9 protein-coding genes are annotated in these 15,735 nt (G+C 59.2%); all 9 read left to right on the plus strand.

The genetic code is table 11. From position 1 onward, the window contains the following. The first annotated feature begins 116 nt into the window (after positions 1-116). The 9 genes from DRET_RS01115 (at position 117) to htpX (ending at position 15,578) form a co-directional block, all read left to right on the plus strand. Positions 117-1,148: a hypothetical protein gene (locus DRET_RS01115; RefSeq protein ID WP_041281799.1), complete on the plus strand. Its 1,032-nt coding sequence runs from the start codon at positions 117-119 to the stop codon at positions 1,146-1,148. A gap of 690 nt (positions 1,149-1,838) precedes the next feature. Continuing rightward, positions 1,839-2,057 carry a hypothetical protein gene (locus DRET_RS01120; RefSeq protein WP_015750686.1) on the plus strand — a complete coding sequence of 73 codons (219 nt, stop codon included), beginning with the start codon at positions 1,839-1,841 and terminating at the stop codon, positions 2,055-2,057. A 28-nt stretch (positions 2,058-2,085) separates the two neighbouring features. Beyond that, a complete protein-coding gene (fdnG, locus tag DRET_RS01130; protein ID WP_015750687.1) occupies positions 2,086-5,103 on the plus strand; it encodes a formate dehydrogenase-N subunit alpha in 3,018 nt (1,005 codons plus the stop codon). Positions 5,104-5,136: 33 nt separating this feature from the next. Further along, positions 5,137-5,865 carry a 4Fe-4S dicluster domain-containing protein gene (locus tag DRET_RS01135; RefSeq protein ID WP_015750688.1) on the plus strand — a complete coding sequence of 243 codons (729 nt, stop codon included), beginning with the start codon at positions 5,137-5,139 and terminating at the stop codon, positions 5,863-5,865. Positions 5,866-6,154: 289 nt separating this feature from the next. Then, positions 6,155-7,069, plus strand: coding sequence for a phosphate/phosphite/phosphonate ABC transporter substrate-binding protein (locus DRET_RS01140; RefSeq protein ID WP_244147916.1), 915 nt, complete (start codon positions 6,155-6,157; stop codon positions 7,067-7,069). Further along, positions 7,062-9,167: an ATP-binding protein gene (locus DRET_RS01145; RefSeq protein WP_015750690.1), complete on the plus strand. Its 2,106-nt coding sequence runs from the start codon at positions 7,062-7,064 to the stop codon at positions 9,165-9,167. Before DRET_RS01140 ends, DRET_RS01145 begins: the two co-directional genes overlap by 8 nt. A 168-nt stretch (positions 9,168-9,335) precedes the next feature. Further along, a complete protein-coding gene (locus tag DRET_RS01150) occupies positions 9,336-9,698 on the plus strand; it encodes a response regulator (RefSeq protein ID WP_015750692.1) in 363 nt (120 codons plus the stop codon). A 385-nt stretch (positions 9,699-10,083) separates the two neighbouring features. Then, a complete protein-coding gene (locus tag DRET_RS01155) occupies positions 10,084-14,616 on the plus strand; it encodes a glutamate synthase-related protein (protein WP_015750693.1) in 4,533 nt (1,510 codons plus the stop codon). A gap of 116 nt (positions 14,617-14,732) precedes the next feature. Next, positions 14,733-15,578, plus strand: a complete 846-nt coding sequence (gene htpX / locus DRET_RS01160; RefSeq protein WP_015750694.1) for a zinc metalloprotease HtpX — start codon at positions 14,733-14,735, stop codon at positions 15,576-15,578. The last annotated feature ends 157 nt before the right edge of the window (positions 15,579-15,735 follow it).

The raw sequence follows: 15,735 nt of genomic DNA on the forward strand, positions 1-15,735 counted from the left end.
GGTGTATTCAACAAGCGCAAGATCAAGGCCAGGTCTTTTTTTCCGGAGTCTGGACGGGACCCTTACCCATGGCGTGTCTGTGGACCTGAACAATGAGCATGACAAATGATGCGGGTATGACCGAGGAGACACTGACGCCCCAGTCCTCTCGAGCTCGGCAAACATTCTGGGGCGTGGTGTTGCTGGCCGTTATTTTTCTTGCCGCGGCAGGGTTGAGCGTCGAAGCCTGGATGCAATTGTATGCCGGCAGGAGTTTGTGCTCAACCAGCGCCTGTGAAGTGGTCGGGGAATTTGTCCGCATCGGCGAGGCCGGCTTGGTGGTTACCGGGGCGGTCTTTTTCTGGCTTGTGTGGGCGGTGGTCTTTTTTGCCCGTCGCTATCCCCAACCGTGGCTCTGGGGCAGCGCCACGCTCCTTGTCTGCGGCGCCCTGGCCTTTGATGGAGGGCTGCTCGGCTACCAGTTCATGGGCCTCGGGGAGCAGTGTCTGCTCTGTCTCGCCGTCGGTCTGAGTTTGGGACTCGTGACAGCTTTGCTGGCCCGGGTGCGTGGCAGCTGGCTGTTGCTTTTTCTCGGACTGGCGGTCTGGACCGGCGGCTTTGCCGCCAATTCCGTGCTGCGCATCGATCCGGACAGCCCCCCGGTGGCTGAAACGGCCTTCCTGGAAAGTGCCGGTGATGCCTCCAAAGCGCCGTTGCGTTTGCACCTGTTTTTCAGCCTGCATTGCGGGCACTGCAGTGAATTGGCCGCCAATCTGGCGGTCAATCAAGCCTGGCAGAAAGCGTATTGGACCTTGAGTGCCACGGACAGCGCCGAGCGGGATCTGCGCAGGCTGGCGGCCATTCAGCGGGATGGTGATGCCGCAAGCAACCCCTTTGTTTCGATTCTGCGCGTGGAGAGTCAAAAAGAGGTCCCCAAAGGACCGGTGCCGGAAGCAATCCGCCGGGCAACCCATAAGACTCAGGTTTTCTTCCGGCACAGGAGGTGGCGCGGGGTGCCCGTGCTCCTGGCCCAGGAAGGGCTGGGCAAAAAGGTCGTTTTGACCGGCAAAGAGAGTATCATGCGCTATCTGGCCCGCCAGGACATCCTGACCCGGCGGATCGATATGCACAAACTCCGCGAGAACCTCCCTCGGCCTCCTGAACCCTGACCTGGCGGGTGAAACCCGGTATGGTGAAGCAACCTGCCTGCAGAACCTCTGGATTTGCGAGGCCCAAACGTGATGGTGGCCCGGCTTGGCAGTCTCCCTGGGGCAAGGGGGGCGCCAGAAAGATTTTGGTTCTTTGACGGATCCTGTGGATTTTTGGAGTTTGCCGTCTCTTCTGTGTGCCCACTTTCGGCCCGGTATTTTCTCAATCCCGCCCAAGGGGGATCCTTGCCCCCTCCGGACTCTCAAGTAAAGCAGAACTCCAGGTGTTGAAGATGGCCCTTGTTGCATCAAAATCCGCCTGGGAGCATTCAGTTCGCGGTCCGGTCTCCCCCTTTTGGCGGGACCAAGAAAATGTGCGGGCCTTTCGCTCGAAGCACACAGAAGAGACGGCAAACTTTTGCGTCTGAAATTCCATGCCCTGTGACGAAGAGCCAAGATTTTCAGATCCAGGGGCACGGCCCCCGGCATCGGGGCCTGGACATAAAGGGATATAAAAAACCGCTTTCTTGACCAAGGAAGCGGTTTTTTTGCGTCTTTTGCCCAAGCGTGCTCTCGTGGCAGGTCCACGCTTCCGGCAGCTCAGGGCTGAGAAAGACGGGTGTCAAAATGAAAGGAAGAAATTTTTTTTTGACCTTATTGCCGAAGATGTTCTTAACGTGAAAGTACAGTAGGTAAAGGGGGTTATGTTTTATGAGGCATAACTATGGGCACCATCAGGCCACGACCACCATGCCGTTTGCCGGACTGGGATTTGATCTCAATCCGGTCAGACAGGCGGCGGGGCTGATCGCCTGGAAGCAATGGAAAGGCACAGAGGTCCAGCCGTTTCTTTGGTGCGCTCCGGAATCGGGGCGTCCCGCAGGCTACACCCTCATGCTCCATTTGTCCCGGGAGATCAGAGGCCAGTAAAAGGTGCTGCAAACATGAAGGAGGCACGATGACTTTCACCCGAAGACATTTTCTGAAGCTCTCCGCTTCGGCTGCGGCAGTCACCGCATTCGGCGGGCTGGGATTCAGCCTGAAGCCGACCGCGGCACAGGCTCAGCTGCTGAAATTGCGCTGGGCCAAGGAAACCACATCCATCTGTTGTTATTGCGCGGTAGGGTGTGGACTGATCGTCCATACCTCCCAGGAAGGACAGGGCCGGGCCATCAATGTCGAAGGCGATCCGGACCACCCCGTCAGTGAAGGCTCCTTGTGCGCCAAAGGGGCGGCCATTTTCAACCTGGGCGAGAACGAAGACCGCATCACTTCGGTTCTTTATCGCGCTCCGGGCAGCGAGAAGTGGCAGGAAACATCCTGGGATTGGGCCCTGGACACCATCGCCAAACGGGTCAAGGAAACCCGTGACGCCACGTTTACCCGGACTAATGCCCAAGGGCAGGAAGTCAATCGGTGCAACGGCTTGGCCTCTGTTGGCTCCGCCGCCATCGACAACGAAGAGTGCTGGGTCTATCAGGCCATGCTGCGCTCTCTGGGCCTGGTGTATATCGAGCACCAGGCGCGTATCTGACACTCCGCAACGGTAGCGGCTCTGGCAGAGTCGTTCGGACGCGGTGCGATGACCAATCACTGGATCGACATCAAAAACAGTGATTGCATTTTGATCATGGGCAGTAACGCTGCCGAAAACCACCCTGTCTCCTTCAAGTGGGTGACCAAGGCCCAGGAAAAAGGGGCCCAACTGATCCATGTCGACCCCAGGTACACGCGGACTTCGGCCAAGGCCGATATCTACGCCCCCTTGCGTTCCGGTTCCGACATCGCGTTTCTTGGCGGTTTGATCAAATATCTGACCGACAAGGAAATGGTGAACTGGGAATACGTCATCAATTATACCAACGCGACATTTATCCTGAGCGACGAGTACGGCTTCGAAGACGGCCTTTTTGCCGGCTTTGATCCCAAGACCAAGAGTTACGATAAATCCAAGTGGAGCTTTGTCCTCGACGAAAACGGCGTCCCCAAACGGGACACCAACCTGGCGGATCCCCGGTGTGTCTACAACCTCATGCGCAAACACTACGAACGCTACACCCTGGATAAGGTCTCCAAGGCGACCGGGACGCCCAAGGAAGACCTGCTCAAAGTGTACAAAGCGTACGCGGCGTCCTATAAAGCCGACAAATCCGCGACGATCATGTACGCCATGGGCTGGACCCAGCATACCGTCGGCGTCCAGAACATCCGCGCCATGGCCATGATCCAGCTTCTGCTGGGCAATATTGGCGTGGCTGGCGGCGGCGTGAACGCCCTGCGCGGCGAGTCCAATGTGCAGGGGTCCACGGACCATTGCCTCCTGTACCACATTCTGCCGGGGTATCTGAAGACGCCCAAGGCGTCGCAACCGACGCTCCAGGCCTATAATGAAGCCTACACTCCGGTCAGCAATGACCCCAAATCCGCCAATTGGTGGCAGCATTATCCGAAGTACTCGGCCAGCTTGATCAAGGCCATGTACAAGGACGCCCCGATTGAAAAAGGGTACAAATGGCTGCCCAAACTTGACGACGGCAAAGGGTATTCCTTCCTGGAACTCTTTGACGCCATGTACAGAGAAGAGATCAAAGGCTTTTTCGCCTGGGGACAAAACCCCGCCAGCGGTCTGGCCAACTCGAACAAATCCCGTGAAGCGCTGTCCAAATTGGACTGGATGGTCGTGACCAACATCTTCGACAATGAAACAGCCTCGTTTTGGAAGGGCCCGAACATGGATCCCAAGTCCGTGGACACCGAGGTCTTCTTCCTGCCGTGCGCTGTGTCTATCGAGAAGGAAGGTTCGATCACCAACTCTGGACGCTGGATGCAGTGGCGGTACGAAGGGCCGAAGCCCCTGCCGAACACCAAGACAGACGGGGACATGATCGTCGAGCTGACCAAACGGCTCCAAAAGCTCTACGCCAATGAAGGCGGCACCTACAGTGAGCCGATCGTCAATCTGAGCACCGAACTGTGGGAAAAGAACGGCAAATACGATCCACACAAGGTGGCCAAGCTGATCAACGGTTTCTTCCTCAAGGACGTCACCGTCCGCGGCAAATCCTTCAAGGCCGGGGATCAGGTCCCGAGTTTCGCCTATCTCCTGGAAGACGGGACCACGACCTCGGGCAACTGGCTGTACTGCAATTCGTACACCAATGAGGGCAATATGGCCGCCCGGCGCGACAAATCCCAGACCAAGATGCAGGCCAATATCGGTCTGTATCCGAATTGGTCCTGGTGTTGGCCGGTCAATCGGCGGATCATCTACAACCGGGCTTCCGTGGATCTCAAAGGCAAACCGTACGCGCCCGACAAACCGGTCATCAAATGGACCGGGGACAGCTGGGCCGGCGATGTTCCCGACGGTGGCTGGCCTCCGGGCGAAAAGCACGCCTTTATCATGCGCAAGCATGGCTTTGGTCAGATTTTCGGCCCCGGCCGGGCTGATGGACCGTTCCCGGAATACTACGAACCCTTGGAGTGCCCGCTGGAAGAACATCCGTTCTCCTCGCAACTGCACAATCCAACGGCGCTGACCTTTGAGGGGGCCATGGACAAACGGCGTTCCTGCGATCCGCGCTATCCGTTTGTCGGCACGACCTATCGGGTCACCGAACACTGGCAAAGCGGAGTCATGACCCGTTGGCAGCCGTGGCTTATCGAAGCCGAACCGGAACTGTTCGTGGAAATGAGCCCGGAACTGGCCAAGATGCGCGGCATCGAGAACGGGGAACGAGTCATCGTGGAATCCGCCCGGGGTCAGGTCAAAGCTGTGGCCATGGTTACCCCGCGGATGCAGCCCTTTACGATTATGGGGCAGGTCATCCACCAGATCGGGCTCCCCTGGCATTACGGTTGGGTCTACCCCAAAGACAGCGGTGACGCGGCCAATCTGCTCACACCGTCTGTCGGGGATGCGAATACCGGTATTCCCGAAACCAAGGCCTTCATGGTCAATGTTCGCAAGATTTAACCCCGCGCCGTAGAAGCCAAGAAGGAGTCCCTTATGCAAGGCAAGAGTTTCTTTATAGACTTGACGCGCTGTACCGCCTGCCGCGGGTGCCAAGTGGCGTGTAAGCAATGGCACAAGCTGCCGGCGGAAGAGACCCGGAATTGGGGTTCGCACCAGAACCCGAAGGATCTCTCGTTTATCACCTATAAACTGGTCCGGTTTCAGGAGATTACTCAAAACGGCCGGATGCAGGATTGGCTGTTCTTTCCGGAACAATGCCGTCATTGCGTGGATCCGCCGTGTAAGCTCACTGCGGACATGTACGACGACAAGGCCATTCTGCAGGATCCCGTGACCGGAGCGGTGATCTTCACCGAACGGACGAAAAAACTGGATATCATGGAGATCCGTGGTTCGTGTCCCTATGATATCCCCCGGCAGGACGCCGATTCCAAGATCATGGGCAAATGTGATATGTGCCTGGATCGGGTCCAAAACGGCCTGTTGCCCGCCTGTGTCCAGGTTTGTCCGACCGGAGCCATGAACTTCGGCGACCGCGAGGAAATGATGGACCTGGCCAAGGAGCGGCTCAAGACCGTGCAGAAACGGTATCCGGAGGCCGTTCTCGGCGACGCCGAAGCGGTCCGGGTCATCTACCTCTACGCCCGTAAGCCCGAGCAATACCATTCATTTGCCGTGGCCTCGGCCGCCCCGTTGCGGCAGTTCACGCGCAAGGAATTGCTGGCCAGGTTGCGCAAACCGGTCACCACCATGCTCGGTTGATTGTCCTGAAACGTACCTCCATCGTCACCAAAGGCCCCTGCTCCGGCGGGGGCCTTTGGTGTTTGCGGGCTGTACTTGAAACCGGAAGCGTATAGTGTCATTTCTGCATTGACGGCCGCTTCCAGAAGACCGGCAAGAGTGGTTTCTCGTCGTATTCCAGGGCCCATCCATTTTCTCGGCCCAGTCGAGAGGGGCGTTTGACGGTACCGGGCTGTTCAGGAACCGCCAAGCGCATTCCGTGAACGGAGGAGAGCTGCCTGTGCGCACGTTTCGTAACGCAATGTCGATAATGACTTTTATTTTGGTCCTCTGTCTGGGAGCTTTCGCCGGGTGCGATACGGAAGATTCCCCTGTGCACGTGGATTGGGACAAACGTGAAGAGCTCCGTCTAGAGCCCCAGCGGGAGGCGCTGACCTACGCCTATTTGCCCCAATACTCGCATACGGTGTCCTACCAGCGGCACAACAAATTGGTGGAGTATCTCCGCCGGACCACCGGCCTGCCGATTCGTCAAGTCTATCCCGACACCTTTGACGAACACATCCACATGGTCGCTCAGGGCAAGATCGATATCTCGTTTTCCAATCCCATGGTCTACGCCAAGATCGCCGAACAATTCGGGGCGAGGGCCTTCGCGCGTATCGTGGAGCCCAACGGCCGGGCCCAGTTCCGGGGGCAGATCATCTGTCGCAGGGACAACAAGGCCATCACCTCCCTCGCCGATTGCCGGGGCAAGAGTTGGATCGCGGTGGATCCGTATTCGGCTGGCGGGTATCTTTTTGATCTCGGCGTCTTTCTCGAGCACGGCCTGACGCGAGAGGATTTTTCCGAAATCGCCTTCGCCCCCGGTCCGGGCGGCAAACAGGAGAAAGTGGCCCTGGCGGTCTTTGCGGGCCGCTACGATATCGGGTCGATACGTGAAGGGACCCTGGACATTGTCAAGGACACCATCGACGTCGATCAGCTCCGGATCCTGGCCCACACCCCGTGGTACCCCGGCTGGGTCTATGCGGCGCGCAAGGGGCTACCGGACAAGACCATCGCCAAAATCCGGCAGGCCCTGCTGGATCTGGACCTGGCCCACCCGCGGGACCAGGAAATTTTGGACAGGGCGGGGTTCAAGGCCATTATTCCCTCGAGCGACGCCGATTACGAACCGGTGCGTGCGTTGATGCGCACTATTGGAGTGGAAGGTGATGCTTAGCTGGCGCTGGCCCTTTGGCCGCCTGCGTTTCCGGAGCAAACTCGGGTGGGGGATGGCCGCGATTGTTCTTGTCTTTGGCTTGCTCCTGGGGCACCTGCTCACGGACATGGCCGCGCATTCCCTTCTTGAGCAGCACCACAAACTCGGCGAGACCGTGGCTCGCAATCTGGCGCGACGGGCGGCGGAACCCCTGCTGGCTACGGATCTGCTCCGGCTGGAGAATATGGTGGATGAAGTCACCGCCCGCACAGAAAACGCTGAGTATGCCTTTGTCGTTGACGCGGCGCACCAGGTTTTGGCCCATTCCTTTGAGCGCGGGTTTCCGGTTGAGCTTATTGCAGCCAATATGCCTGAGGACAACCGCAGTCACCGTCAATTGTTGCGCAGTCAACCCGGTTTGATTGACGATTTTGCCGCGCCGGTGCTTATCGAGGGTGACCGGATCGGGTGGGTCAGGGTGGGGGTCTCCCGGGGGGCGGTGTCCAAGACCTATACCCGGTTGTGGATGGTCGGGCTGGGACTGACCCTTGCAGCCATTGCCTTCGGACTGGTCCTGGTCTCCCTTTTTGCCCGAACCGTTGCCCGCCGCCTGGCCCGGCTTCGTGATTGTGCCGAAGAAATCGTTAAAGGGAATCTGGACGTTGTCAGCTCTGAGGACAATCGGGTCAATTGTTGGGAAATCATGGATTGCCAGATGGGCAATTGCCCGGCGTATGGGGAGAAACGGCTGCGTTGCTGGTATCAGGCTGGTACCCTGTGCCCCCAATGCGGTCCGGGCGGCTACCCCGACAAACTTTCGTCTTGCCGCCATTGCCCGGTTTACCGACGCTGTGCCGGGGACGAACTCCAGGAATTGGCCGAGGCCTTCGATGTCATGGCCGCCACGTTGAAGGATTATTTGGGGCAGATCCAGACGGCGCGCCAGGATATGGCCCGGCAGCGGCAGTTGCTGCGCACCATCCTCGACGTTACCCCGGATCTGGTCAGTCTGCAGGACGTGAATCTGGTGTACCAGGCCGCAAACAAAGCGTTTTGCAAGTATTTCAATCTCGAAGAAAAAGACATTGTCGGCCGGACCGATTTTGATATTTTTTCCGAAGCCCAGGCCGACCAGAACTACCATGAAGACAAGCAGATTCTGGTCACTGGAGAGGCGCTGTCCAAAGAGATCGCCGTGGCCGGAGAGCGCAACCGGCGCTGGTTCCATATTCTCAAAGTACCGGTGTACGACAGGGATCGGATTACGGGTCTGCTTCTCACAGCCCGGGACATCACCGTGGTCAAGCAATACCAGGAACAACTCGTACATTCGCAAAAAATGGAGGATCTCGGGCGGTTGGCCGGAGGGATCGCTCATGAGATCAATACCCCTCTGGGCATCATCCTGGGGTATACGCAGCTTTTGCTCGAAGATTTCGAGGAAGGGACCCAGAGTCGTACCGATCTGGAAACCATTGAGAAGCAGGCCCGGATCTGCCGCAAGCTGGTGGCTGATCTGCTCGGTTTTTCCCGGCAGTCGGGATTTACCCGGGCGGAGATGGAACTCAACGATTCCATTCGGGAAGTCATTTCCCTGGTCGAACACACCTTCAGTCTGAATAAAGTCTGGATTCGCAGTGACTTCGACGCCAATATCCCGCCCATCGAAGCGGATAAGGAGCGTTTGAAACAGGTGTGGATGAATCTGTTCAACAACGCCTTTGACGCCATAGGCGAGGACGGGTTTATCTTTGTGCGCACCAAATTGTGCGCCCACAGGCGCCGGGTCGTGGTCACCGTGGCCGATACCGGTCCCGGTATCGGGGAGGATGATCTGGACAAGATTTTCGATCCCTTTTTCAGTACCAAACCGGTGGGCAAGGGAACCGGTCTGGGGCTCTCGGTGACCTTTGGGATCATCAAGGACCATGGCGGGCGGATCAATGCCTTGAGTCCGGCGCCCAACGAATACATGCCCTCGGAAATGGAAGAGCAGATTCAAATCGGCGCTGGCACGGTGTTTATTATCGAATTGCCGGTGGTCGATGACGTCTTGCCCGAAGATGAATGCGAGGAGGCCACCCGTCATGTGGTGCGCAGCGAACAGAGCTCTGCATGACCGGCGAGCCGTGCCGGTGGAACCCGAAAACGAAGGGCGGCGCCTCCCGGCTGGGAGCGAATTCCCAGTTTACAACCACAGGAGCTGACAGCCCGCAAGCTTGATTGGGAACAGCGATCGAGAGCGACCGGCACACGCTTGTGGCGGTCCTGATAAAGGAGCGAGATCATGGCGGAGATTTTGGTACTTGATGATGTCTCGGATGCCGGGGAATTGGTGCGCCGTATTCTGGAACGCAAAGGCCATTCGGTGCATGCCTTCACCGAAGAAGAAGAGGCCTTGGCCCATGTGCGCGAGGCGCAGGTGGATGTGGCCATTTTGGATATGAAGCTCAAGAAAATGAGCGGGGTCGAAGTGTTGGAAGAGTTGCTGCGCATCGCCCCGCAGACCAAGGTCTTGATGCTCACCGGCTATCCGACCCTGGAAACCGCTCGGGAATCGCTGCAGTTGGGGGCCAAGCAATATCTCGTCAAGCCCATCGACAAGGACGAGCTTGAGGAAAAGGTCGCCGAGGTGCTGGCCGAGGCATAGTGTGGTGGCAAACCTGGGGCCGTCTCCGTTTCCGAGAGCCGCGTTCGCCTCCTGGAAACGGGGACGGCCCCAGGGGCATTTGCGTGCTTTTTTTGATAGAAGTTTCAGGTTCTTCTATCTAAGGAGCGGGGGGCGATCCTGGGTGTCGCGTGAGGCGGGCCTGCCCAGGTGAGGATTTTGAGCCCTGGCTTGCCAGCGTGAGCTTTTCAACTGGCCGGGAGGTGGTTGGTATGGCAGCTTTTGCATCCAACCGCGCTTTGGGGTACACAATAGGGGCAGTCTTGAATTCGAACGGCCCCTTGGAAATTGTTTGGTCGGGCAAACACCGCGCCGCCCGTGCCGCCACCTGAGCCGGAAAACGCTCCGCCTGAATGAGGACGCGCTCATGTCTATAGCTGAACGAGACGCCTGTGCGATCATCGCCCTGGTCAACAAACAGGGTCAAGCCACCCACGCCAACATTGTTCGGACCATCCAGGCCTTGAAACACATGGCCCACCGGTCAGGGGACATCAATGGCGAGGGGGACGGTTGCGGGATCACAACGGATATCCCGACAGCGATCTGGGGCCGACATCTGGAAAGTCAGGGCTTGTCCAGGCATCTGGCTGAAAGCCGGCGTTTTTTTGTGGGCCACCTCCTGTTGCCCAAAGACCAAGCCCGTGATGTTGGTGACCTCCAGCGCCGGGCCCGTGATGTCTTTGCCCAACGTGATCTGGAGATCCTTGTGGAAAAAGAGGACGGCGCCCGCAGCGCTGAACTCGGTCCCCGGGGCCAGACGGAGGCGCCATTTTTCTGGCAGATCGCCGGTCTGGTGCCTGATGGCGACCGGCAACAGGCCCGTCGGACCCTTTTTGACCTCGAACTCGCCCTGGAGCGGGAGGTCCCGGCCTGGGCCCCGGCCTCGCTCAGTGTGGAATCGGTTGTCTATAAGCTCCGGGGGGCTCCCGATCTTTTGCCGCGGGTCTACCCGGAACTCCAGGACGAAAGCACCCGCTCGGTCATGACTCTGGGGCACAGCCGGTATTCCACGAATACCCTGCCGACTGTGGAGCGTTCCCAGCCCTTTTCGCTTCTGGGGCACAATGGGGAGATCAACACCATAGAACGATTGCGCAGCGCCGCCCGAGTTCTCGGCATCCCTCCAGTTCCTGGCGGAAGCGATTCGCAGGACCTCAACCGCATCCTCGAGGGGTTGATCCATCTCCAGGGATTTGACCCCCTGGAGGCTCTGGAAATGGTCTTTCCTGCCGTGGATTCCTTGGTCCAGCGATACGACCCGGAGTTGCAAAATGTGTATGCCTTGTACCGCTGGTTTTTTCCTCCGTCGGCCCAGGGTCCGGCTGCTGTCGTGGCCCGCTCCGGGGATGTCTGTATGGGCAGTGTCGACGCCCTTGGCCTGCGACCGCTGTGGTTCGGTGAAAGCGATTACGACTGGTACCTGTCCTCGGAAAAAGGGGTCGTGGACCTGGAACTGACCATGAGCGACCCTGTGCCACTGGCCCCGGGAGAAAAGAAGGCGATCGTCGCGGGACGGGGCCGTCCGGCGGAAGTCAAGGATTATAGCGCCATTCAGAGTGAGTTGGCGGCACTGCTCAAGCGGCGGCAAACGCTTTGGGAGAGCACGAGGTCGTTGTACACAGCGCCAATTCCCCTTTCGGAAGACCACAGCGGTGACAAAGCATCTGAAGCCCTCCCGGAAGAGGTCCCCCTCGCTGCCCTCCGGGCCTTTGGCTGGCAGCACTATGACCTGGATATCCGCAAGCAGGTTGTGCGCACCGGGCGGCCCGTTATCGGTTCCATGGGCCACCAGGCGCCTCTGGCCTGCCTGCGCCAGGAGGCGCTGCCCACGCTTGCTGAATTTTTCAAAGAGGAAGTGGCGGTGGTGACCAACCCGGCCATCGACCGGGAGCGGGAAGGAGAACATTTTTCCACCCGGATCCTCTTGGGCAGCCGGCCGGATTGGCGCCACCTCAATGACAGCTCACCGGTGGGGTTGATGCTGGAGACCCCGGTGCTTTTGGACCGTTTGGTCCAGGATCATCTGACGCAGGAGGAATACAAGGACTTGTGCCGGACCAGTGGCACCGTTGCTCTGGAGGAGGTTCAGGCCTTTTTCACCGCCCAGGGGCGCGAACAAGAGCGCTTTGTCAGTCTGGACGCGAGTTTTTGCCCCGGGACGCAAAGTCTGCAGGCCCGCCTGGAGGGATTGACCGCTGAAGCGATCGAGGCGGTTGATGGCGGCGCCTCCATTTTGGTCCTGGACGATCAGAGGTGTTTTGAGCGCGCCTGCGCTCCTGTGGATCCGGGACTGGCGGTCAGCACGATCGGCACCGCCCTGGAAGGGCAGGGACGGCGGCGCAGATGCGGACTGGTCGTGCGCTCCGGGGCGGTGCGCAACCTCCACGATCTCATGTTCCTGCTCGGCCTCGGCGCTGATGCGGTGGCGCCGTACCTTTTGTGGCAGGTGGCGCTGCAGACCAGGGGGACCGCTATCCCGGCCCATGAGGCTGTGCAGCGGACCATGCACGTTCTCCAGGTGGGGATGGAAAAGGTCATGTCCACCATGGGCATCCATGAACTCTGCGGCTACGGGCGGATTTTCGCCTCTGTCGGATTGGGCGCGGATGTTGCCGCTCACTTCGCGACAGCCAATTTTTGTGCGGGCATCACCGGCGGGCTCGACTTTGCCGCCCTGGAACGCTTGGCCCGGTTGCGTGTGGAGGCCTTCAATGCCTCCAGTCAGGAACGGTTGCACAAGGATCCTCCGCGTAACCCCAAAGTGGGGCGTCTGATCCGCGGGGCGGCCACGGGACAATTGGGATATGCCGAATTGGCCAAGGGCCTCGACGCCCTTGAAGAAGAGCATCCCACGGCTTTGCGCCATATATGGGACGTGGCTCCGCTGTCCGCTCAGCCTGGGAAGCGGCTGGCCATGGACGAGGTGGACATCGGAATCGGGGAGCACGCCATGCCGGTGGTCATTGCCGCCATGTCTTTCGGCTCCCAGGGCGAAAATTCCTTCCGTGCCTACGCTCGGGCGGCCCAAAAGGCGAATATTGTGTGCCTCAACGGCGAGGGGGGGGAGATTCCCGATATGTTGGGCCGATTTCGGGCCCACCGCGGTCAGCAGGTGGCTTCCGGCCGTTTCGGGGTGTCCATGGAGTTACTCAATTCTTCGGATTTTTTGGAAATAAAGGTAGGTCAGGGAGCCAAGCCCGGTGAAGGAGGGCACCTGCCCGGCAATAAAGTTTCGGACATGGTCGCCCAGGCGCGGCACTGCCGTCCCGGCATAGATCTCATCTCCCCGTCCAACCACCATGACATCTATTCCATCGAGGATCTGACACAGCTGATAACCGAACTCAAAACAGCCCAGCCCACCGCGCGTGTTTCGGTCAAAATCCCCGTCACCAGCGGAGTGGGGACCATTGCCGTCGGCGTGGCCAAGGCTGGCGCCGACATCATCAATCTGAGCGGATTCGAGGGCGGCACGGGCGCGGCCCGGGAACACGCCAAGAAATATGTCGGGCTGCCCGTGGAGATCGGTGTCGTCGAAGCGCACAATGCCCTGCTCGAAGCTGGGCTGCGGGAGCATGTCGAGCTCTGGTGCGACGGCGGGCTGCGCAGCGGCAAGGATATCCTGCGCATGGTGCTTTTGGGGGCCAATCGGGTCGGCCTCGGCACTGCCGCGCTGATGGCTATCGGATGCATCAGTTGCCAGCGGTGTCACCTCGACCGCTGTCCCAGGGGGATTTCCACCCAATTGCGCGACGCGGCCCAGGCCAAGGCCAAAGGCGTCAAAGGGTTCAGTCCTCTGGATCTCAAGGAAGAGACGGAAAATCTTGCGCGACTGCTGCGAGCCCTGGGTGAAGATCTCAAGCGGCGGGTGGCCGATCTCGGCGCTCATCGGCTGCAGGACCTCGTCGGGCGGCGGGATCTCTTGGTCCAAAACCGCCTCAAGGAGACGGTGGATACGGCCTCCTTGCTCAAATTGCCTGACACTTCGGGCACGGAGGTCTGCACCTATCCCCATCTGGTCCGCCGTCCCCTGAATTTTTTGACCAAGCTCATCGCTGATCTCAGCCTGGAGCGTTTCGCTGCCGGCAGTGGCCTCGTCCAATTCGTCGACGAAGGTGTACACAGCACCGACCGGGCGGTGGGCACCTATCTTTCCGGAGCCATGATCCGGGAATACGGCATGCAGGAACACCGGCGGGCGCAATTGCGTCTGCAGGCCTCGGTTCCAGGAAACGGCCTCTGCGCCTTCAATATCCCGGCCATTGATACGATTGTCTCCGGAGGGGCGCAGGATGGCACTGGAAAGGGGAGCTTTGGCGGCAAGGTAGCTGTACTCAAGGGAAGCAACCTGCAGGGCAGCCGCGTGGACGGGTCGACCGGCAAGAGCTTTGCCTACGGGGCCATTCACGGGCTGTTTTTTGTTCAGAATTATGCGGATTCCAGGGCTTGTATCAGGCTCTCCGGAGCCGATGTCGTCTTTGGAGGGCGGATCAAAGGGCCCATAAAGGAGGCGGGCAATATCGCCCCCTATGCCCATCTGAAGGGATTTGCCTTTGAATACATGACCGGCGGGCGGGTAGTCGTCCTTGGCGACCCGGGCCCATGGATCTGTGCCGGGATGACCGGCGGGGTCGTCTACCAATGCCTGTATCCTGAGTGGGGATTTGACCGCGATGCCTTGCAGCACCGCCTTTCCAAGGGAGCGTTTGTGGATATTGTCGATATGGACGAGACCGCTACGACTGATGTGCGCGATCTCCTTGCCGGCTATATTCAGGAACTTGAAGCGAGCTTTCAGGAGGCCGAGGCCGAGGCTGTCCGGGCGCTGGCAGACCGGGTCGTTGACCGCTTTGTGGCCATCCGACCGCGGGGATCGCGGGAAGTTGAGGCGGAGTAACCCGGACCTCCGGCCAAGCCATTGACTTCCGCTCAAGACGCTTTACATGCTTTGGGCATAGTGCTTTGGTTCATGAAATCGAGCTTCCCCGCTTGGGGGCAGGAGGACACACATAGATGACCAACCAACTGAAAACAGGGCTCTTACTGGGGCTTCTCACCGGACTGCTGCTGCTTTTCGGAAGTATGCTCGGTGGCAACGGCGGTCTGGCCATCGCTTTTGTCTTTGCCATTGCCATGAATGTCGGGAGTTACTGGTATTCGGACCGCATTGTCCTGTCCATGTACAAGGCCAAGGAACTGCGACGGGAAGACGCCCCACAGCTCCACAACATCGTCGAGGAGTTGGCGGCCAAGGCTGAGATTCCCAAACCGCGGGTTTTTTTGATGCCCGAACAGGCCCCGAACGCCTTTGCGACCGGGCGCACGCCCAAGCAGGGTGTCGTGGCCGTGACCGAAGGGATCTTGCGCCTGTTGTCGCCTGAAGAACTCAAGGGCGTGCTGGCCCACGAAATGGGGCATATCCGGAATCGGGACATCCTCATTCAGACCGTGGCGGCAACCTTGGCGGGGGTCATCATGTTCGTGGCCAATATCGTCAAGTGGGGGGCGCTGTTTGGCGGTTTCGGTGGCGACGACGAGGAAGGTGGGAGTCCGTTGATCGCTCTGGCCATGGCCATTGTGGCCCCGATTGCGGCCATGCTCGTCCAGATGGGGATTTCTCGCTCCCGGGAATACCTGGCTGACGAGACTGGAGCGCGGTTGTCCGGCAATCCGGAATATCTCGCCAGCGCTTTGCAAAAGCTGGACAATTACAGCCACCAGGCGCGGATGAAAAGCGGCAACCCGGCCACAGCCCATATGTTTATCGTCAATCCGTTTGCCGGACTGAGTATGGCCAATCTCTTCAGCACCCACCCGGCGACCGCCGATCGTATTGCCCGCCTGCGGCAGATGCGCTAGTTCCCCGTTCTGGGTGTATTTTCCGGGGGGCAGAAAAAGGCGACCACTCCCTTTTTCATGCCTCCAGTTTCCACAAAGCCCCTGCCGGACACCTCGTCCGGCAGGGGCTTTGTCGTGGGCCGGGTACGCTCGCCTAAAGGCGCGAATTTCCCGTATT

It is taken from the genome of Desulfohalobium retbaense DSM 5692, assembly GCF_000024325.1.
Lineage (GTDB): Bacteria > Desulfobacterota > Desulfovibrionia > Desulfovibrionales > Desulfohalobiaceae > Desulfohalobium > Desulfohalobium retbaense.